Source organism: Sphingomonas sp. PAMC 26621 (assembly GCF_000251145.1).
GTDB lineage: Bacteria > Pseudomonadota > Alphaproteobacteria > Sphingomonadales > Sphingomonadaceae > Sphingomonas.
Genome location: NZ_AIDW01000013.1, coordinates 57263 through 77755, shown reverse-complemented (window position 1 = coordinate 77755; position 20493 = coordinate 57263). Strand labels below are relative to the sequence as shown.

Below are 20493 nucleotides of genomic sequence, written 5' to 3'. Positions count from 1 at the left end.
CGCTCCTGAGTTCCTGCCCGCCGAAACGTCTAGGAGGCTCGTCCGTCCGTCGTCATAGGCAGGATAGGACGCAGGTCGCCCGCGACCATTGCTCTGCCCTTGCCGAGCGCCTTGGCGTTGTAGAGCGACAGATCCGCGCGCCGCAGGATTTCGCTGCGTGTCGTGATGCCCTGATCGAACAGACACGCGCCCATGGTCGCGCGAACCGTGATCGGCCCCGCCCCCCCGTTCACCTCGATCGTCAGGTCGGCCAGCAATTTGGCGAGAACCGTACGAACCGTCGCGATCCTTTCCGCCTCGGTGATCGCCAGGACGAATTCGTCGCCGCCTAGGCGAGCGACAAAGCCGAATCCCTCGCCTTGCGAGACCAATGTTTGGGCAACGCGCTGGAGGACATCGTCGCCGGCCTGATGACCGTAGGTGTCATTTACGCGCTTGAAATTGTCGAGGTCGATCAGAACGACCGCCAACCCGGCGTCGCCGATGCGCTGCTCGATCTGCTCGGTCAGGAACATGTTGAGGGCGGCGCGGTTGGCGATCCCGGTCAGTTCGTCGACCATCGCACTCCGCTCGAGCGCGCGCTCGATCTCATGCCGAACCGTGATGTCCTGACAGACGCAAACCAGCGTCGGGCGTGGCCCCCCGCCGCCATCGATTTCCCCGACGTTGCGCAATCGGCGGCGACGGCCCGTCTGTGTGACGATCTCGGCCTCGACTTCGAAACTCATGCCGGTGTCGATCGCGCGGTCAATCGCCTGCATCAGGACCATCCGGTCGTTCACCGGGAAAAAGAGGAGGAAACGATGCCAAGGCGGACCGGGTCGGTCAGGACTGATCCCGAACAGGCACCGCGCCTGCCGGGTCCAGTCCATCGTCGCATTCGTCAGGTCGAGCCGCCACGACCCCATTTCCGCAAGCCGTTCGACCGTGTCGAAATGCCGGAGCCAGTGCGCTTCCAGACTCCTGGAGTCAGCGCCGCGGGCGCATCGACGGGTCACGCAGTACCCGCCCGGGCCGCGTGCCGCACAACCTGACAGCACTGTCTCTTCATCAACGCGCGGGCTCGCCATGTCTCCCCCATCCGCGCTTTATAGAGGCACAGTGCGCGGGTCGGCGGCTGCTACCGTTTCTTCCCCTGATGTTTGATGTTGGCGGGCCGCCCGCGCCGCTTGAGGACCCGCCCTGCGGGCTTGCCCGGCTTGCGGTCGCGCGTTTCGCGGCCTGGCGCGGCGCCGCGCCCCTCGACCATCTCGAACCGCAACGCACCCGACACCGGGTTCGCCTCGGCGAGCCGCAACGGCAGCTTCTGCCCGCTGGCGTAGACCGTCCCGCTCTGCTCGCCCGTCAGCGTGCGCGAAGCCTCGTCGAAGCGGAAATATTCGCCGCCAATGTCGCGCACGGGCATCAGCCCGTCGCCGCCGATGCCCTCGACCGTCGCGAAGAAGCCGAAGTTGGTGACCCCGGTGATCCGCGTCTCGAGCACTTCGCCGACACGCTCCGACAGGAACGCAGCGACATAGCGGTCGATCGTGTCGCGCTCGGCCTCCATCGCGCGGCGCTCGAACTGCGAGATCGACTGGCCGATCCGCTCCATCCCAGCGGTCTCGCCCTCGGTCAGCCCGCCGTCACCAAGCTTGTACGCGGCGACCAGCGAGCGGTGGACGAGCAGATCGGCATACCGCCGGATCGGCGAGGTGAAGTGCCCGTAGCTCCCGAGCGCCAACCCGAAATGCCCGAGATTGACCGGCGCGTAATAGGCCTGCGTCTGGGTCCGCAACACCTGCTCCATGATCTGCGGGCGCATGTCGTCCTCCGCGACCTTGGCGAGGATGTGGTTGAAGGTGCGCGGCTGAATCACCTGCCCGAGCGCGAACTCGATCCCGAAGGTCTTGAGATACTCCTTCAACGCGACGATCTTCTCGCGGCTCGGCTGTTCGTGGACGCGGTACATCACCGGCGCCTTCTTCGCCTCGAGCGCCTTGGCGGCGGCGACGTTCGCGGCGATCATGTAATCCTCGATCAACTTGTGCGCGTCGAGCCGCTCACGCGGCGCGACCGACAGGATCCGTCCCATCTCGTCGAGTACCACGCGGCGTTCGGGGAGATCGAGGTCGAGCGGGGCGCGGGCCTCGCGCGCCGTGTTGAGCGCGCGCCAGCAGTCCCACAGCGGGAGGAGCGCGGCGAGGATGGGATTAACGCCGGAACCGTCCTGAAGCCCCTCCCCTTCAGGGGAGGGGTTGGGGGTGGGGCCGTGCCTCGCAGAGAATTCAGTTCTGCTGGACTGCCCCACCCCAACCCCTCCCCTAAAGGGAGGGGGCTTGATACCATCCATCATCGCCTGCGCATCTTCATACGCAAGGTTCGCCGCGATCCGCACGACCGCGCGGGTGAAGCGCCAGCTCTTGAGTGTCCCGTCCTTGCCGATCCGCAAATGGCAGACCAGCGCAGCGCGATCGACGCCCTGCTTGAGCGAGCACATCTCCGCCGACAGGCTCTCGGGCAGCATCGGCACGACACGGTCGGGGAAATAGACGCTGTTGCCGCGCCGCCGCGCCTCGCGGTCGAGCGACGAACCGGGGCGGACATAGAAGGACACGTCCGCGATCGCGACGATCGCCTGCCAGCCGCCATCGTTCGCGGGGTCGTCGTCGGGCATGGCCCACACCGCATCGTCGTGATCGCGCGCATCGGCCGGATCGATCGCGACGATCGGAAGATGCCGCAGGTCCTCGCGGTCGTCCCCCAGCGGCTGGCGCGCGACGCGCACCGCTTCGTCGAGCGTTTCCCCCGAGAAAACGTCGGGAATGCCGAGCTTGTGGATCGCGATTAGCGAGAAACTGCGCGGTGCGAACGGATCGCCCAGCACCTGTGTCACGCGCACCGTGATCCGCGGCGGCCGCCCCGCCTTCTCGGCAAGCACCAGATCGCCCGCCTGCGCACCGCCCGCGTCGGACACCGCGAACTCGGACCGCTCCTTCTTCTCCACGCCCTGCAGCCACATGCCGCCCGGCTCCTGCCGCAGCACGCCGAGCACGAGCTGCTCGCCGCGCGGGAGCACCTTCATCGGGATCGCGATCCAGCCCTGCCCGGCTTCCTCGGTCCGCGCGAGCACGCGGTCGCCGATCCCGAGCGATCCGTTCTTGCGCTCGCGCACGCGCAGTTTCGGCGCAGGGGTGTCGGCGTCCCACCGTTCCGGGACCGTCCAGATATTGCCGCCGTCGTCGACGTCCATGACGCGCAGGACGGTCACCTTCGGCACGCCTCCCATCTTGTGGAACGCGCGGCCGGGGGCGCTGTCGATCAGCCCCTCGTCGGCCATGTCCTTCAAGAGCGCCTTCAACAGGATCTTGTCCTGCGCGGTCAGCCCGAAGGCGCGCGCGATCTCGCGCTTGCCGGCGGGGGTGTCGGAGGTGGCGATGAAGTCGAGGATCTGCTCGCGGGTCGGCAGACCCTTGGGGATGCTAGGGGTACGCTTGGGCATGGCCCGACCATAGGGCAGCGACGCGCCGATGCCAGCCATGAAAACGCCGCCACCCGGGGCTTACTCCAGGCGGCGGCGATGAGGTGGGCGGAACACAACCGCCTTTACATGTCGCGTTACGCGATCAGAACTTGCCCCGCAGCGTCACGCCATAGGTGCGCGGCTCGGCGAGATATTGCGAGAAGATCTGCCGGCCACCGGGATATTGCGGGTCGACGAACGGCGCGCTGGTCGTGCCCGCCTGGAACGGCGAGTTGAAGGCGACCTGCGCGTAATTCTTGTTGAAGATGTTCTGCCCCCAGAACTCGACCGACCAATGCTCGTCCTTCCCGCGCAAACCGACGCGCGCGTTGAATAGGGCGAAACTGTCCTGCGCCTTCTGCGGGAACAGGTCGGACCCCGTGTTATAATTGTCCGATAGACGGCTATCGATATAGAACAGCGCCGAGAGACCGCTGTCGCCGATCTTGGGGGTCCAGGCGACCGAGCTCGTCACGACGATCTTGGGCGCGTTCGACAGCGTCCTGCCCGGCAGCACGCGCAGTGCGGGATCGAGCGGCGCACCGCTGCTGTTGCCGACGACATTGTTGCGATACTTGCTCGACTGATACGTCCCGCCGAGATTGACGCGCAGATCGCGGATCGGGACGAGCGACGCCTCGAGCTCGACACCCTGCGACAGCACGCCGTAGCCGACGTCCCCGCTCGGGCAGCTTCCGGTGGTCGCGCTGAGATCGCGGTCTCCGCCGTTCAGGCCGCTGGTGCAACCGTTGATGTTCTGGACGAGGAAGACCGTGCCGTTGAAGGTGTTGAGCTGGAAGTTGCTGAACTCCTGGCGGAACGCTGCCGCCGACAGCGTGAACGGCCCGGTCCCGTATTTCGCGCCGACTTCGTAGGACGTCACGGTCTCGGGATCGAACTGCAGCTTGTTGACCAGCGCCTGCGCGCCGCCGACCGAGGCGAAGGTCGTCGTCAGCACGCCGTTGGAAAGCTGGATCGGGTTCTTGAGCGCCGAGCGATCGAGGTTGAACCCGCCCGCCTTATAGCCCCGCGAATAGCTGCCGTAGAGCAGCATGTGGTCGAACGGCCGCCACGACAGGATGCCGGTTCCGCTGAAACGATCCTCGCTGCGCTTGCTGTTGATCGACACGCCGTTGAGCTCGGCGGTCGAATTGCCCTGGCACGACAGGCCGACCAGGCCTTGCGCCACCGCCCCCAGGGCTGCGTTGGACAGGAGCGACGTCAGCGCGGCCTCGTTGGCGACGCACGCCGTATTGTCGTTGCCGAAGGTCGCCGCGAACTTCTTGGTCTCGTTGGTGTAACGCACGCCCAGCGTGACATCGAGCCGGCTGGTCAGATGGAAGATGTTGTGCGTGAAGATCGCGTAGTTGCGGCTGTTCTGGGTGTAGCGATCGAGCGTCGAGCCCTTGTCGTTGATGCTGTCGAGCCGGTCGAACGCCGCATAGATCAACGGCGAGGCGGCACCGAACGCCGCAGGTCGCGCGCCGAGGCAGCCCGGCGAGGTCGGCGAGTAGAGCGCGGCAAGGCCACCGCCCGACACGATCCGGCACGTCGCGAACCGGCCGTACTGGCTGCCGAACCGCAGATTGTCGGTAACGGTCAGGTCCTCGTTCGCGAAATAGCCGCCGACCAGCCAGTCGAGCTTGTTGTCGAACAAATTGCCCTGCAACCGCAGTTCCTGCGTGAAGGTCTTGAACTGGCGCGCCGAATTGCCGTCTGCCGCACGGTACAGAATGTCGACCTGGCTATAGTCGGTATCGGACCCCTGATCGCTCTTATATTCGCGATACGCGGTGATCGAGGTCAGGTTGATCCCGCCGAGACGCCAGTCGATCTGCCCCGAAATGCCCTTGTCGGTCGTGATGCCGCCGAAGCTGCGTCCCGGGCTGACACTCACATTGCGGTCATAGCCCGCGTTGGTCAGCTTCGACAGCGGCTGCCCGAGATCGCGCAGCACGTTGATGATGTTGTTGCCGGTGGTCTGAAGCGGCGACAGCGGGGTCGACGGGTTGTTGAGATTGCCGACGGAGGGATTGACCGAATTGTCGACATAAATTGCGGCGCAGCAGCGTTCGTTGCGATGCGTGTAATCGCCGATCAGCCGCAGCGAAAAGTCCGCGCTGGGCTGGTACAGGATTTGCCCGCGGATGAAGTAGCGGTCGCGATTGTTGATGTCGATCTTGTTGGTCGGGTCGTTATAGAACCCCTTGCGGTTGACGTAGACCGCATCGACCCGCGCGGCGATCGTCTGCGTCAGCGGCACGTTGACCGCGCCCGCGAGGCGGTAATAATCGTAATTGCCGTAGGTCGCCTCGCCGTTCGCGCCGAAGGTGAAGCTCGGCTTCTTCGAGAAGACGTTGATGACCCCTGCGGACGCATTGCGCCCGCCGAGTGTCCCCTGCGGCCCGCGCAGCACCTCGACCCGGTCGATCTCGCCGAGCTCGTTCAGACCAATACCCGCGCGCGAGCGGTAGACGCCGTCGATGAACACCGCGACCGAGCTTTCCAGCCCGGGGTTGTCGCCGACCGTGCCGATCCCGCGGATCCGCGGCGAGCCATTGGCTTCGGACCCGGTGGAGGACATCAGCAACGATGGTGCGAGCTGGCTCAACTGGCGAATGTCGTTCGCGCCCGAATTGGCGAGCGAACTTGCCGAAACCGCCGACACCGCGACCGGCACGTTGGCGAGCAACTGCGCGCGACCCTGCGCGGTGACGATGATGTCCTGCCCGGCATCGTCTTGGCTGTTGGTGGTTTCGCTGGCCTGCGCGGGTGCAGGCGTGTCCGCAGGTGGGGGCGCTTGCTGGGCGAGGACGGGACTGGCCGTCCCGATCGCCAGAGCAGAAAGCGCGCACGCCACCAAATACCGCGTATTGGGCATCTTTATCTCTCCCCGGATCGGAGCGCTGATCGGCTCCGTACCCTATCCTCGAATGCCCCTTGCAGAACGTGCCGTCAAGCACGGAAAACCGCTTGTTGACGCGATGTGACGGCTGTGTTGCAGAAAAGACATATCGGGAATGCGTCCGCTACGGCCAGAACGAACCTTCTAAACCATGTTCATGCCACGACATCGTACGAACGGATGAGGGTCGCTCAATAGCCGTTGAGCCGGGCGAACCGCTCGCGATGGAACGCGGCATTGCCCCACATCGATTCGAGCACGCGCGCGCGCTTGATGTAGAAGCCCGCATCGTAATCGTCGGTCATCCCGATCCCGCCATGCAACTGGATCATCTCCCGGCTCATCAGGTTGAGCGTATCGCTCGCGATCGCCTTCGCCAGACTGACCGACTGGTCGAGATCCGACCGCCCCGCGTCGATCGCCTCGAGCGCGCCCTCGACTGCGGAGCGCATCAGCTCGAGTTCGGTGAAGAGTTTGGCCATGCGGTGCTGAAGCGCCTGGAAGGTCGACAGATGTTGCCCGAACTGGGTGCGCGTCTTGAGATAGTCGTTGGTGGTATGGAACGCCTGTTCCGCCATGCCGAGCATTTCGGCGCAGGTGATTGCGGTAGCGCGATCAACCACTTGCTGGCTGAACTTCGAATCGCCGAGGCGCTCCGCCAGCGCGGCGTCAAAGCGGATCTCGGCGTGGCTGCGCGAATCGGCCATCACGCGCGTGCTGCGCGATACGCCGGCGTCGCCGGGGACGAGATACAGTCCGTCCGCTGCGGCAACGACGAACAGCGTCGCGCTGTCGCCCTCCGCAACGAACGCCTTGGTGCCGGTGAGCTTGCCGTCCACGACCTGCGTGGCGAGTCCATCGACCGCATGCACCGGCCCCTCGTCGACCGCCAGCGTCGCGACGACTTCGCCGCTGGCGATCCGCGGCAACCAGTCGTTCCGCGCTGAATCGGAACCGCCCAGCACGATCGCGCTCGCCGCTGCGGCGCTCGCGGCGAGCGGAGACGCGGCAAGATTGCGTCCGAGCTGCTCCAGCACCAGCCCCAGCGAGAGATAGCCGAAGCCGGTGCCGCCGAACGCTTCCGGGATCACGATTCCGGCAAGCCCCATCTCCGCCAGCGTCGACCAGGCAGCGGGGTCATAGCGTTCTGCAGGCTCCGCCGCGCGCATCTTGCGGAACGCGGAGACGGGCGATTCATTGTCCGCCCATTCGCGCACCATGTCGCGCAGCATCGTCTGTTCGTCGTTGAGTACGGCCATGTCGCTATCCCCCGATGATATTGGTGAGAAAACGGGGGAGAATGGCTTCAGCCATCCTTCACCCCGCCCCTCTCCGGCGCGCCGCGCATCGCGGCCGCCTAACTGGAATTATTGGTGGTCCAGCATCCCGAGGATGCGCTTGGAAATCACGTTGTTCTGGATCTCGGTGGAGCCGCCGTAGATCGACACCGCCTTGCCCCACAGCCAGGTGCGGGTCTGCTCGAGCTCCGCGTCGGTAAAGCCATCGCCTTCCCAGCCGAGCCCGGCCATGCCCATGATCTCGATCGACAATTCGGCGCGATCCTGCGTGATCCGCGCACCGACGTTCTTCATGATCGAGGTCGCGGCGGACGGCCCCTGGTTGGACTTCGCCTCGAGCGCGGCACGCCGCAGCGTCAGCGCGAAGGCGCGCGCGTCCATCTCGTGGCGGACGATCCGCATCCGCAGATCGCTGTCGTTGACGCGGCCGTCGGCGTCCGTCCCGCGATAGTCCTTGGCGAGCGCGTTGACCGGCTTGCCCGCGAACAGCCGCGAGGCGGACCCGCCGCCCGACAGGCTCGAACGTTCGTGCTGGAGCAGCCGCGTGCCGATTTCCCAACCCTGCCCCTCGCGCCCGACGAGATTGCCCTTGGGCACCTTCACGTCGGTGAAGAAGGTCTCGCAGAACGGCGACTGGCCCGAGATCATGCGGATCGGCTTCACGTCGACGCCGGGGGCGGTCATGTCGAGCAGCAGGAAACTGATCCCACCGTGCTTCTGCGTCTTGTCGGTGCGGACGAGCGCGAAGCACTTGTCGGCCCACTGCCCGCCGCTGGTCCAGGTCTTCTGACCGTTGACCACATAATAGTCGCCCGCATCCTCGGCGAAGGTCTGGACGTTGGCGAGATCCGACCCGGCATTGGGCTCGCTATACCCCTGGCACCAGCGGACTTCGCCCTTGGCGATCGCGGGGATATGCTCGCGCTTCTGTTCCTCGGTGCCATATTCGAGCAGCGTCAGCCCGAACATCATCACGCCCATCCCGCCGATCGGGTTCCACGCGCCGATCCGCGCCATCTCTTCCTGCAGGACGCGAATCTCGGGCTTGCTCAGGCCACCACCGCCGTACGCCGCGGGCCAGCCGGGGACGCCCCAGCCCTTCTCACCCATCGCCTTCTGCCATGCGATTTCGTCGGCGGAAGGATCGCTCGGGCCTTCGAGCGCGGACATTGCATTGTCCTTGCCCTTGAGCGCGGGCGGAAAATTCTCCGCAAGCCACGCGCGCGCCTCGTCACGGAAGGCGTCGAGCGCAGTCGCTGGAGTGTCGAGTTCGGGCGCGGTTGCCATGAAACCTGTCCTTGGTTGCAAAAACTGAAGATCGGGTATGGCGGCGCGATGCCATAGTTTCGGGAAAATGGGAAGGGGAGGTACGCTCTTTTCCTCCAGTCCTGGCACGCTCCCCTTCGCCGTCATCCCGGGCTTGGCCCGGGATCCACCGTGGTTTGCATGCGACCGCGGCAGGACGCGCGCTGCGGTGGATGCCGGGACGCGCCCGGCATGACGAAATTGTAAGCAACCCGTCGTTCCGCCAGCGTGACGAAAAGAGTCGCGCGCGCGCAAACTCCGCGTAAACTCCCCATCCCGGGGGGGACCTGCGAAATGCCAGCAACCAGTCGTGCCATGCCGATCGTGCTCGCCGCCGTGCTGATCGATACGATCGGCTTCGGCATCGTCATCCCGGTGTTCCCGACGCTGCTGCAACATCTCGGCCATATCGACCTCGAAGCCGCGACGCGGGTGGCGGGGTACATGCTCGTCGCCTTCGCGCTCGCGCAGTTCGTTGCGGGGCCGGTGCTTGGCAACCTCAGCGACCGTTTCGGGCGGCGCCCGGTGCTGATCGCGTCGATGCTCGCGTTCGGGGCGGACTATGCGCTGATGGCGGTCGCGCCGTCGCTCGCGTGGCTGTTCGTCGGGCGGACCGTCGCGGGGATCGCGGGCGCGGTGTACGGCCCGGCGAGTTCGGTGATCGCGGATGGCACCCCGCCCGACCGCCGCAGCGCCGCCTTCGGCTATATCAGCGGCGCCTTCGGGATCGGCTTCGTGATCGGCCCCGCGATCGGCGGGCTGCTGGCGGGGTTCGGCCCGCGCGCGCCGTTCATCGCGGCGGCGCTGCTTGCGCTCGGTAATGCCGCAGCGATGGCGGTCGCCATGCCCGAGACGCACAGCCGCGAGAACCGCCGTGCCTTCCGCTGGCGCGACGCGCATATCGTCGGCGCGTTCAAGCCATTGTTCGCCATCCGCATTGCCGCGCCGCTGCTCGCGGCATGCTTCGTCTACCAGCTCGCGCACATGGTCTATCCGGCAACCTGGGCATTCTGGGCGACGATCCGCTTCCACTGGAGCCCGACTGCGATCGGGTGGAGCCTCGCCTATATCGGTCTGGTGATGGCGGTGATGCAGGCGGCGGTGGTCGGCCCGGTCATCGCGCGGATCGGCGACCGGCGCGCGCTGGTGATCGGGCTGGCGGCGGATGCAACGGGGTTTCTGCTGTTCGCCTTCATCGGCGCGGGGTGGCAGGCCTATGCGATCATGCCGCTCGCGGCGCTGTCGGGGTTCGTCGGCCCGGCGGTCAACGGGCTGCTGTCGCGGATGGCCGGCCCCGAGCGGCAGGGCGCGTTGCAGGGCGGGCTGGGCAGCCTCGGGAGCATCGCGACGATCATCAGCCCCTTGCTGATGAAGCAGGCGCTCGCGGCCGGGCTCGACCATGGGTTCGTCGGCGCGGCGTTCCTGCTCGCCGCCCTGCTCGCCTTCGCCGCGCTGATCATCGTCCTATGGAAAGTGCTGGACCGTGTCGCGCCCGCGCCGGACGCGATTGCGGAGGCATGACGGCTTCCCCATTTCCCGAGCGACATCACAAGAGCGCGCGCATGATCGACCTGCATTACTGGCCCACGCCCAATGGCCACAAGATCACGCTGTTCCTCGAAGAGGCCGGGGTCGACTATGGCATCGTGCCCGTCAACATCGGGACCGGCGCGCAATTCCAGCCCGAGTTCCTCAGGATCGCGCCCAACAACCGGATGCCCGCGATCGTCGATCACGCGCCCGCGGATGGCGGCGAGCCCGTGGCGATCTTCGAGTCCGGCGCGATCCTGCTGTATCTGGCGGACAAATACGGCAAGTTCATCGGCACAGACCTGCGCAGCCGGACCGAGACGGTGCAATGGCTGATGTGGCAGATGGGCGGGCTCGGCCCGATGCTTGGGCAGAACCACCATTTCAGCGGCTATGCGCCCGAGAAGATCCCCTACGCCATCGACCGCTACGTCAAGGAAACCAATCGGTTATACGGCGTTCTCGACCGGCGGCTGGAGGGGCGCGACTTCATTACCGGCAGGTACTCGATCGCCGACATGGCGGCCTATCCGTGGATCGTGCCCTACGAGCGGCAGGGGCAGAAGCTCGAGGATTTCCCGAACCTGAAGCGCTGGTTCGAGGCAATCGCGGCGCGACCCGCGACGGTCACCGCCTACGCCAAGGGGGCCGAGGTCAGCGAGCAGAAGCCGATGACCGAGGAAGCGAAGAAAATCCTGTTCGGGCAGACCGCGACGACGCGGTAGGGGGGCTTCCCTGCCCACCCCAAACCCATCCGTTCGTTTCGAGCGTAGTCGAGAAACCTGGAACAGCGCGGGTTTCTCAAGTTCGCTCGAAACGAACGGAGGGCGGGAGGCATGCATGACACCGCGTGGCTTTCGAACATCGCGTATGGCGTTCCACCCCCATCTCCCCTAGCAGACTCGAACTTCCGGATTCCGAAACGAGGCTTCATGACCGCCGCCGCCCTCCTCGCCAGCGACTTCGCCACCCTCCCCGACCTGATCCACGCGCACGCGCAGGAACATGGCGACAAGGTCGCGCTGGCCGAAGCCGGGGGCGAGATCGACTACGCCGCGCTCGAGGCGCTGATGGACCGGATCGCCGCGGCGCTGCAACGCGACGGGGTGCGGAAGGGCGCGGCGGTCGCGATCCTCGGTTCCCCCAGCATCGACTATGCCGCCGTCTTCCTGGGCGCGCTCCGCGTTGGCTGCGTCGCCACCCCGATCGCACCCTCGGCCACGCCGGAGTCGATCGTCGCGATGATCGCGGATTGCGCCGCGCCGATCACCTTCATCGACGCGGACGCCGCCGCCGCGATGGCCGGGCACCGCATCCCCGGCAAGCTCGTGCATCTCAAGTCGCTCGGCCACTGGATCGCCCCCGAGGGCGCGCGCCCGCAGCCGGTCGAGATCGCGCCTGAAGACCCGTTCAACATCATCTATTCCTCGGGAACCACCGGCACGCCGAAAGGCATCGTCCAGAGCCACGCGATGCGCTGGGCGCACATCAACCGCAACGAGGCCGCGGGGTTCGCGCAAGCCGTCACGATCATCGCGACCCCGCTCTATTCCAACACCACGCTGGTCAGCTTCCTGCCGACGCTCGGCTGGGGCGGGACGGTCGTGCTAATGAAGAAGTTCGACGCGCGCGGCTTCCTCCAGCTCGCCGAACGCCACCGCGCGACGCACACGATGCTCGTGCCGGTCCAGTACAGCCGGATCATGGGCCTCGCCGATTTCGACCGGTTCGACCTGTCGAGCTTCGCGTTCAAGACCTGCACCAGCGCGCCTTTCTCCGCCGCGCTCAAGGCCGACGTGGTCGCGCGCTGGCCCGGGCTGCTGGTCGAATATTACGGCATGACCGAGGGCGGCGGCACCTGCCTGCTCGTCGCCAACGCCTATCCCGACAAGCTCCACACGGTCGGACGCCCGGTCGAGGGGCATGACATCCGGCTGATCGACGACGACGGCAACGAAGTCCCGCAGGGCGAGATGGGCGAAGTCGTCGGCCGCTCGCCCGCGATGATGACCGGTTATCATGGCCGCGCCGAAGCGACATCGGCGGCGGAATGGTTCGACGCGGCGGGCAACCGCTTCATCCGCCACGGCGACGTCGGGCGGTTCGATGCGGACGGGTTCCTCACGCTGCTCGACCGCAAGAAGGACCTGATCATCTCGGGCGGGTTCAACGTCTATCCGACCGACCTCGAGGCCGTGCTGTCGCGGCATCCCGCAGTGGCGGATTGCAGCGTCATCGGCATGCCGTCCGAAGCGTGGGGCGAGACGCCGGTCGGTTTCTATGTGCCCCACACCGGGGTGGATGCGCGCATCGACGAGATCCTCGACTGGACCAACGCCCAGCTCGGCAAGACGCAGCGCCTCTCCGCGCTCCACGCGATCGACGAGTTGCCCCGCAGCGCGATCGGCAAGGTGCTCAAGCGCGAGCTGCGCGAGCGGCTGCCGGCATGACGCCGATCGCCGAGATCCTCGCCGCCGCCACGCCGGTCGACAACGGTTTCCGTGCGGCAGTGCCGACCGACTGGCTGCAAGGGCGCACCGCTTATGGCGGCCTGTCGAGCGCACTCGCGCTCCACGCGGCGCAAGGCGTCGAGCCAGATCTTCCGCCACTTCGCTCTGCGCAGGTGTCGTTCATCGGGCCGCTGGCGGGCGAGATCACCGTCACCGCGACCAAGCTCCGGCGCGGCCGGACCGCGGCGTTCATCCAGGCGGATATCACCTCGGACGCGGGGCTCGGCTATCGCGCGATGTTCGTGTTCATGGATGGGCACCCGTCGCGCGTCGACTTGCAGGGGGCCTTGCGCAAACCGCTTCCGCCGCCTGCGCCTGACGCCACGCTCTACACCGGCCCCGATGAGTTCTTCACCGGCAACTTCAATTTCCTCGACCTCAAGCAGGATGGCGACCGCGATCTAGGCGCAGCGGAATGGCTGCGCTGGGCGCGACTGCGCGACCATACCGGTATCGATCCGATGGTCGAGCTGATGGCGATCGGCGATGCGCTTCCCCCTGCCGCGTTCAAGCTGTTCGGCAAGGATTTCGTGCCGCTCAGTTCGCTCACCTGGATCGTCAACCTGCTTACGCCCACGCCGCGCACGACCGACGGCTGGTGGCTGCTGTCCGCCCGATCGGACCATGCGGTCGCGGGCGGATCGAGCCAGACGATGATGGTGTGGAACGCGGACGGCGAACCCGTCGCGCAGGCGATGCAGAGCGTCGCGATCTTCGGCTGACGGCACGCACGGTACTGCTCCGACGCGAACACAAGGGCGCAGGAACGCGACTCCGCTGTCTCCTGCGCTACACTTTGATACAGTTTCGCGGATTGTCGACATACAGCCGCGACAGCTACCCTCGATACCGTCGACGATACCGATGCGGGCACGACGCCCTGAAAGGAAACCGCAATGCGCACGATGCTCCTGACGGCGACGATCCTCGCAACCCTCGCGCCGCTCGCCGCGACCGCGCAGCAGATGCCGCGCGCAACCGCGCCATCGATCACGCCGCAAGCCGCCGCCCCCGAACGCGCGCCAATGGCGGGAATGCTCCGCGCGGATACCAATGGCGACGGCAAGATCTCGCGCGCCGAAGCGGATGCGCAGGCGGGCCAGCGGTTCGACCGGCTCGACCTCAACCACGACGGCTTCCTCGCCGCCGACGAGATGACCGGCCCCGGCGCGCGGATGCTCGGCCGCGCAGACGCCGACCATGACGGCAAGCTCTCGCGCTCCGAATATCTCGTTCAGGCGGGCAACCGTTTCGACCGGATCGATGAGAACCGCGACGGGACGATCACCCCCGCCGAAATGCAGGCCTGGACCGAGCGCGCCCGCGCCATGCAACGCGGTGCCCGCTCCGACCCCGCCGACGCGATCGCCCCTGCCCCCACCCCGGCCCGTCCGGCGCAGTAGCGCGACGGGCCGGCCTTCCTTGAGCGGAGCATCATGCTAAACCCCGATCCGATGGGAGATACGCCGCATCTGCTGCTCGTCGACGACGAACGCTCGATCCGCGAACCGCTTGCGCAATATCTGACGCGGCAGGGCTTCCGCGTGACTCAGGCGGGCGACGCCGAGGGCGCGCGCGCGCGGATGAACGCCTATGCGATCGACCTCGTCATCCTCGACATCATGATGCCGGGCGAGGATGGCCTCAGCCTCACGCGCCACATCCGCGAGACCGGCGAGATCCCGGTGATCCTGCTCACCGCGCGAACCGAGGAGACCGACCGGATCGTCGGGCTCGAAATGGGCGCGGACGATTACGTCGTGAAGCCCTTCTCCCCGCGCGAACTGGCAGCGCGCGTGAAAGTCATCCTGCGCCGCGCCGCCGCCGGTGGCACCCGCCAGCATGCGCCGGAGGCGGGCTCGTTCGCGTTCGCCGGCTGGGTCCTCAAATCGGGCGAGCGCACGCTGGTCGACCGCGACGGCGTGTCGGTCCCGCTGTCGACCGGCGAGTACAACCTGCTGCACGCGCTCGTCACCCGCCCGCGCCAGGTGCTCACGCGCGACCAGTTGCTCGACCTGACGCAGGGCCGCGAGGCTGCCGCGTTCGACCGCGCGATCGACAATCAGGTCAGCCGCCTGCGCCGCAAGATCGAGGCGGACCCCAAGGCCCCGGACCTCATCAAGACCGTCTGGGGCGGCGGCTACACGCTGGCTGCCGAAGTCACGCGGCTTTGAGGCTGCTTCCGCGCAGCCTGTCGGGGCAGATGGCGCTGCTGATCGCCGCCGCCTTGTTCTTCGCGCAGGCGATCAACTTCACGGTCTTCCTGCAGGACCGGCGCCAGGCACGGATCGACCAAGCGACCGCCCCCGCCGTCGCGCGGATCGTCGATGCCGAGGAGCGGATCGCGGCGGGGCGGCTTCCCAACGACCACAACCGCCGGCTGCGCCTGCTCGCCGCCTCGCCCGTGCCCCCCGGCGGCGTGCGCAGGAGCGAGGTCGAACAGGCGCTGCGTACCGCGCTGGTCGAGGCCGGGGTCCGGCCGGGCCGGATCGAGACGCAGGTCATCCCGCTGACGCGAGACAATCCGCGACTGCGCTTCATCAGCCACGACCGGGTCGAACGGCTGCTCCGCGATGGCGGCGAGCTGGTCGTCGCGGTCGAACGGCCCGACCACCGCTGGCTCGCGCTCAACCTGCCGTGGATGCGCAACGATTCGGGAATAGTGTGGCGGCTGATCGCGCAGACGCTGATCCTCTACGCGATCATGCTCCTCCCGCTGCTATGGGCCGGCCGCCGCATTTCACAGCCCTTGCGGCACCTCGCGCAAGCGGCGCGGACGTTCGTGCCGGGCGAGGTCGACGTCCCCGTCGCCGAACGCGGTCCGCACGACGTGCGCGACACGATCACCGCGTTCAACGCGCTCCGGCTCCGCGTCACCGCGATGCTCGACGAAAAGGACCGGATGCTCGGCGCGATCGGGCATGATCTGCGCACGCCGCTGGCGGCGCTGCGTGTCCGCATCGAGTCGGTCGAGGACGATACCGACCGCGAGAAGATGGCCGAGACGATCGCCGAGATGAACAGCACGCTCGACGACATCCTGTCGCTCGCGCGGCTCGGGCGCCCGAGCGAGCCGCCGACCGAGGTCGATCTCGCCGCCCTGGTCGATGCGGTGGTCGAGGATTTCCGCGATCTCGGCAGCGACGTGGTGTTCGAGGAAGCCGCGCGGCTGCGGATGCGGCTGCGCCCCGGCCTGATGCGCCGCGCGGTGCGCAACCTGATCGAGAATGCGCTAAAATATGCGGGGGCAGCAGAGGTCAAGGTGACCGCCCTGCCGCATGCCGTGGAGATTGCGGTGTGCGACCGTGGACCCGGCATTCCGGCGGAGCGGTTCGAGGACGTGTTCGACGCCTTCACCCGGCTGGAAACCTCACGCAATCGCGGGACCGGGGGAATCGGTCTGGGGCTCGCGCTAGCGCGATCGATCGTCCGCGATGCGGGCGGCGATATCGCGCTGGAAAATCGTGCTGGCGGCGGGCTGGTCGCGCGGATCACGTTGCCGCGGTAAGCGCCGATCCAGCGTTGCCTGCGACTTCATGCCGCGACCAGCACCGCCCGCTGTCGCAACCCGATCCGGAATTCGCGATCAATCTCTTCCGCCCGCCGCTCATGCATCGCGCTATGCGTGTGCGTCGCAATCCGATCGCGGCCGTTGAGGCCAAATCGCAACGCGCAATCGGGGTCGGCGAGCGCGCTTGTCATCGCCGCGGCGAGGCTCTTGGAGTCCCCGGTCGGGACGAGCCACCCGGAATGGTCCCGCGTCACGAACCCGCAATTGCCTGTGGTCGCGGAGGCGATGACGGGAACCCCCCGCGCGAACGCATCGGCGATGATACGCGGCTGTTCGTCCGACAAGGTGGGTACGACGAGCGCGGTGTAGCGGTCGAGCGTCTCGAAGAAACCGGGTCCATAGGGGATCGACTCCAGCAGCCGCACCCGTTCGGGAAATTGCTCCGCGATCGCCTGGCAATCGGCGCGCCGATCGCCCTCTCCCAGAATGTCGACCACCACGTCGCTTTGCGCGATTGCGGAGAGCAGCACGTCGATGCCCTTCGCGGACGACAAGCGACCGACGAACAACAACCGCGCGTCGGGACGTTTCTGCCGCGCGAGGATCGTCTCCCGCGACAGGATCGTCGCGTCATCGATCCAGGTGGCCGGCGAAACGGATTTGTACCCCCGCGCCCCTTTCCCAAGCTCAGCCGCATACGCGTCCGTGGTGAAAAACGTCGCCGCCGCCCATGTCACGCAGAGCCGGTTGGCGGCCTCGAAAACGCGGGCTTTGACGCGCGCCGCCACCCCGGCCGTTCCGGGTACGACGCGCCAGAAGCTCGATTCGACCACGATCACGAGGAACCGTCGGCGGATCCGCGCGATCGGCGCGGCGATCCACCCCAGTGGAAAGGGCCAGCCGGCAAGCCCGGTATGGACGATCTCATGCTGCCCGATGACACGCCAGAGCAGCGCCGCAATCCGGGGAATCCGAAGAACCATGCCGCGAGACAGAGGCCCGACGTTCAGGATCGTCAGCCTGTCGTCACAACAGGCGAGCCAGTCTGCCGGCGGACGAAGGTCTCGCGCGGGACAGACGAGCGTCAGCGCCTCGATGCTTGCCAAATGCAGCATCAAGTCCTTGTGCCACAACGGATCAGCCCAGTATCGGCCGTCCCAGAAGGCTAATTCTATATTCAGAATCAAGGTGTACGATTGATGAATCACGAGAGCACCGGCACCAGCTAGCTCCGATATAGGCTGCCGGTTCACGACAAGCGCTGTGTTTGATCGACATTACACATACGCTTGCACCGCGACTTTACACTCTTCTCACACCTGATTGCGCCTACCATCATGCTCTACGCTGCGAAAGCGCGTATTTGGCCGTACGACGATTGGACGAGATGAACGTCCCCGCTCGACCGCCGCGTTTCCGTTTCACCCGCTCACGCGCATAATCGCGATTGCATCCGCCTTTCCGCCGAACGCTACCGTCTCGCCCACCTCCGCGCCGATCAATGCGCGCGCGAGCGGGGCCTGGAAGCCGATCCGGCCCGCCGCGGGGTCCGCCTCGTCACCGCCGACGATCTGGACCGTGCGTTCGGTTCCGCCCAGTACAAAGGTCACCTGGCTGCCGATGCCGATTTCGCCCGGCGCGGGAGGGCCGACGACCTCGGCGGTCGTCTGCCGGGTGTGCCAGTACCGCCGGTCGCGGAGCAACGCGACGCGGTCTTCCTCGGATGCTTGTTCCAGCGCGGCATCGATCCGCGCGACTTCGGCATCGATCAGCGCAAGACCATGCGCCGTCACCAGATTGGGCCCCGGCGCGATCGGCCGTTCGAACTTGGGCTCGAGATGTTCCTCGTCGCTATCACGACGAAACGCTACGCTCATTGGGTGGTCCTCATGCGGTCATCATCCGGCCTCGGGCCGCGAATGTCCACCAGCGCACCCTGCCCCGATCTGCCCCGCCGATCTGCCCCCCCCATCTGCCCCTTGGGTGCGGCGCAACATTCTGCTACGCGGTCGGACATGCTGAACATCAACGGTATCACGGTGCGCCTCGGCGGGCGCGCCATCCTCGACGGCGCGAGCGCGGCCTTGCCCCCGAAAAGTCGTGTCGGGCTGATCGGACGTAACGGCGCGGGGAAATCCACGCTGATGAAGGTGATGATCGGCCAGCTCGAACCCGACCTCGGCGAGATCGAGATGCCGCGCGGCACCCGCATCGGCTATATCGCGCAGGAAGCGCCCTCGGGCACGACCACGCCGATCGAGCAGGTGCTCGCCGCCGATACCGAGCGCGCGGAATTGCTGATCGAGGCGGAGACCAGCCAGGACCCCAACCGCGTCGGCGAGATCCACGAACGCCTGATCGCGATCGACGCCTATACCGCCCCCGCGCGCGCCGCGCGCATCCTCGTCGGCCTCGGGTTCGACGAGGAAATGCAGGGCCGCCCACTCGACAGCTATTCGGGCGGCTGGAAGATGCGCGTCGCACTCGCCTCGCTGCTCTTCTCCGAGCCCGACCTGCTGCTGCTCGACGAGCCGTCGAACCATCTCGATCTCGAAGCGACCTTGTGGCTCGAGAACTTCCTCAAGAGCTATCCCGCGATGATGGTCGTCATCAGCCACGAGCGCGACCTGCTCAACAACGTGGTCGACACGATCCTCCATCTCGAGGGGGGCAAGGTCCACCTCTACACCGGCGGCTACGACAGTTTCGAGCGCCAGCGCGCCGAGCGTGTCGCACAGCTCGCCGCCGCCAAGGCCGCGCAAGACACGCAACGCGCCAAGCTCAGCGAATATATCGCCAAGAACAGCGCGCGCGCCTCGACCGCGAAACAGGCGCAGAGCCGGCAGAAGATGCTCGCCAAGATGCAGCCGATCGCGTCGATGGCGGAGGATCCGACGCTGTCGTTCGAATTCCCGTCGCCAGAGGAATTGCGCCCGCCGCTGATCACGCTCGACATGGCGGCGGTCGGCTATGCCGAAAAGCCGATCCTCCAGCGGCTCAACCTCCGGCTCGATCCGGACGACCGCGTCGCGCTGCTGGGCCGCAACGGCAACGGCAAGACGACGCTCGCGCGCCTGCTCGCCGCGCAATTGCCGACGATGGACGGCGAGATGAACGCCAGCGGCAAGATGCGCGTCGGCTATTTCACCCAGTATCAGGTCGAGGAACTCGACGGGGACGATACGCCGCTCGAACACATGACGCGGATGATGTCGGGCAAGACGCCGGGCGCGGTCCGCGCGCAGCTTGGGCGGTTCGGCTTCTCGGGCGTCAAGGCGACGCAGAAGGTCGGCAAGCTGTCGGGCGGCGAGCGCGCGCGTCTGGCACTCGCGCTGATCACACGCGACGCACCGCACATGCTGATCCTCGACGAGCCGACCAACCATCTGGACGTCGATGCGCGCGAGGCGCTGGTGCAGGCGCTCAACGCCTATGACGGCGCGGTCATCCTCGTCAGCCACGATCGCCACATGGTCGAGCTGACCGCCGACCGGCTCGTGCTGGTCGATGGCGGCACCGCCAAGGAATATGCGGGCAGCATGGAGGATTATATCGCCTTCGTGCTCGCCGGCGACGGTGGCGGCGAAGGCGCCAAGTCGAAGGCGGTCAAGAAGGACGACAAGCCGCAGATCTCCGCCGCGGCGGTCGCTTTGCAGAAAAAAGCGCATGAAGCCGAGGCGTTGGTCGCCAAGCTGACCAAGCAGTTGAACGCGGTCGACCGCGCGATGGCGGATCCTGCGGCGGCGGAAGCATGGCTCTCGCGGATGAACCCGGCGGAACTGGCCAAGCAACACGCGCAGATCAGCAAGAAACTCGGCGCGGCGGAAGCGGTGTGGTTCGAGGTGAGCGAGTCGCTGGAAACCGCATGAGGGGTTGAGGGGCGGGGTTCGCCCCACCCGTTCGGCCCTCGCACAGCGGTGCGGGCGGACGAC

Annotated in this window: 15 protein-coding genes; 8 read left to right on the top strand and 7 right to left on the bottom strand. The window is 66.7% G+C overall.

Features of this window, described 5'->3' with window-relative positions; genetic code table 11:
* Nucleotides 1–29: 29 nt before the first annotated feature.
* The 5 genes from RI03_RS06380 to RI03_RS06360 all read right to left on the bottom strand — a co-directional run bounded on the left by RI03_RS06380 (nt 30) and on the right by RI03_RS06360 (nt 8992).
* Nucleotides 30–998 carry a GGDEF domain-containing protein gene (locus RI03_RS06380; RefSeq protein WP_238542295.1) on the bottom strand — a complete coding sequence of 323 codons (969 nt, stop codon included), beginning with the start codon at nt 996–998 and terminating at the stop codon, nt 30–32.
* A 122-nt stretch (nt 999–1120) separates the two neighbouring features.
* Nucleotides 1121–3481, bottom strand: coding sequence for a ribonuclease R family protein (locus tag RI03_RS06375; RefSeq protein WP_026046500.1), 2361 nt, complete (start codon nt 3479–3481; stop codon nt 1121–1123).
* Between the two features lie 124 nt (nt 3482–3605).
* On the bottom strand, nt 3606–6383 hold the full coding sequence (locus RI03_RS06370; protein ID WP_010162974.1) for a TonB-dependent receptor: 2778 nt from the start codon (nt 6381–6383) through the stop codon (nt 3606–3608).
* A gap of 215 nt (nt 6384–6598) precedes the next feature.
* Entirely contained in the window at nt 6599–7666 is a 1068-nt protein-coding gene (locus RI03_RS06365; protein WP_010216011.1) for an acyl-CoA dehydrogenase family protein, read from the bottom strand.
* A gap of 108 nt (nt 7667–7774) precedes the next feature.
* Entirely contained in the window at nt 7775–8992 is a 1218-nt protein-coding gene (locus tag RI03_RS06360) for an acyl-CoA dehydrogenase family protein (RefSeq protein ID WP_010216010.1), read from the bottom strand.
* A gap of 312 nt (nt 8993–9304) precedes the next feature.
* Between RI03_RS06360 and RI03_RS06355 the strand changes: the two genes are divergently transcribed.
* The 7 genes from RI03_RS06355 to RI03_RS06325 all read left to right on the top strand — a co-directional run bounded on the left by RI03_RS06355 (nt 9305) and on the right by RI03_RS06325 (nt 16558).
* The gene (locus RI03_RS06355; RefSeq protein WP_238542294.1) at nt 9305–10531 is read left to right on the top strand and encodes an MFS transporter; all 1227 of its coding nucleotides are present in this window, start codon (nt 9305–9307) and stop codon (nt 10529–10531) included.
* 41 nt (nt 10532–10572) lie between these two features.
* Complete coding sequence (locus tag RI03_RS06350; RefSeq protein WP_010216007.1) at nt 10573–11265, top strand: glutathione binding-like protein; 693 nt, start codon at nt 10573–10575, stop codon at nt 11263–11265.
* A 207-nt stretch (nt 11266–11472) separates the two neighbouring features.
* On the top strand, nt 11473–12990 hold the full coding sequence (locus RI03_RS06345) for a class I adenylate-forming enzyme family protein (protein ID WP_010216005.1): 1518 nt from the start codon (nt 11473–11475) through the stop codon (nt 12988–12990).
* Entirely contained in the window at nt 12987–13772 is a 786-nt protein-coding gene (locus RI03_RS06340; RefSeq protein WP_010216004.1) for a thioesterase family protein, read from the top strand. Before RI03_RS06345 ends, RI03_RS06340 begins: the two co-directional genes overlap by 4 nt.
* A 174-nt stretch (nt 13773–13946) precedes the next feature.
* On the top strand, nt 13947–14453 hold the full coding sequence (locus tag RI03_RS06335) for an EF-hand domain-containing protein (RefSeq protein WP_010216002.1): 507 nt from the start codon (nt 13947–13949) through the stop codon (nt 14451–14453).
* A gap of 51 nt (nt 14454–14504) precedes the next feature.
* Nucleotides 14505–15224, top strand: coding sequence for a response regulator (locus tag RI03_RS06330; protein WP_010215999.1), 720 nt, complete (start codon nt 14505–14507; stop codon nt 15222–15224).
* Between the two features lie 29 nt (nt 15225–15253).
* Nucleotides 15254–16558: a sensor histidine kinase gene (locus tag RI03_RS06325; protein WP_010215998.1), complete on the top strand. Its 1305-nt coding sequence runs from the start codon at nt 15254–15256 to the stop codon at nt 16556–16558.
* A gap of 26 nt (nt 16559–16584) precedes the next feature.
* On the opposite strand, the gene RI03_RS06320 is transcribed toward RI03_RS06325, so the two are convergent.
* Nucleotides 16585–17676, bottom strand: a complete 1092-nt coding sequence (locus tag RI03_RS06320; protein WP_010215996.1) for a glycosyltransferase family 4 protein — start codon at nt 17674–17676, stop codon at nt 16585–16587.
* A gap of 306 nt (nt 17677–17982) precedes the next feature.
* Complete coding sequence (locus RI03_RS06315) at nt 17983–18438, bottom strand: GreA/GreB family elongation factor (RefSeq protein WP_010215994.1); 456 nt, start codon at nt 18436–18438, stop codon at nt 17983–17985.
* 138 nt (nt 18439–18576) lie between these two features.
* Between RI03_RS06315 and RI03_RS06310 the strand changes: the two genes are divergently transcribed.
* A complete protein-coding gene (locus RI03_RS06310) occupies nt 18577–20430 on the top strand; it encodes an ABC-F family ATP-binding cassette domain-containing protein (protein WP_010162960.1) in 1854 nt (617 codons plus the stop codon).
* Nucleotides 20431–20493 lie beyond the last annotated feature (63 nt).

Coding starts and splice junctions, on each gene's coding strand:
- RI03_RS06340 (WP_010216004.1), top strand. CDS start 12,987: ATGACGCCGATCGCCGAGATCCTCGCCGCCGCCACGCCGGTCGACAAC.
- RI03_RS06345 (WP_010216005.1), top strand. CDS start 11,473: ATGACCGCCGCCGCCCTCCTCGCCAGCGACTTCGCCACCCTCCCCGAC.
- RI03_RS06370 (WP_010162974.1), bottom strand. CDS start 6,383: ATGCCCAATACGCGGTATTTGGTGGCGTGCGCGCTTTCTGCTCTGGCG.
- RI03_RS06330 (WP_010215999.1), top strand. CDS start 14,505: ATGGGAGATACGCCGCATCTGCTGCTCGTCGACGACGAACGCTCGATC.
- RI03_RS06360 (WP_010216010.1), bottom strand. CDS start 8,992: ATGGCAACCGCGCCCGAACTCGACACTCCAGCGACTGCGCTCGACGCC.
- RI03_RS06350 (WP_010216007.1), top strand. CDS start 10,573: ATGATCGACCTGCATTACTGGCCCACGCCCAATGGCCACAAGATCACG.
- RI03_RS06320 (WP_010215996.1), bottom strand. CDS start 17,676: ATGCTGCATTTGGCAAGCATCGAGGCGCTGACGCTCGTCTGTCCCGCG.
- RI03_RS06335 (WP_010216002.1), top strand. CDS start 13,947: ATGCGCACGATGCTCCTGACGGCGACGATCCTCGCAACCCTCGCGCCG.
- RI03_RS06365 (WP_010216011.1), bottom strand. CDS start 7,666: ATGGCCGTACTCAACGACGAACAGACGATGCTGCGCGACATGGTGCGC.
- RI03_RS06355 (WP_238542294.1), top strand. CDS start 9,305: ATGCCAGCAACCAGTCGTGCCATGCCGATCGTGCTCGCCGCCGTGCTG.
- RI03_RS06325 (WP_010215998.1), top strand. CDS start 15,254: ATGGCGCTGCTGATCGCCGCCGCCTTGTTCTTCGCGCAGGCGATCAAC.
- RI03_RS06375 (WP_026046500.1), bottom strand. CDS start 3,481: ATGCCCAAGCGTACCCCTAGCATCCCCAAGGGTCTGCCGACCCGCGAG.
- RI03_RS06315 (WP_010215994.1), bottom strand. CDS start 18,438: ATGAGCGTAGCGTTTCGTCGTGATAGCGACGAGGAACATCTCGAGCCC.
- RI03_RS06310 (WP_010162960.1), top strand. CDS start 18,577: ATGCTGAACATCAACGGTATCACGGTGCGCCTCGGCGGGCGCGCCATC.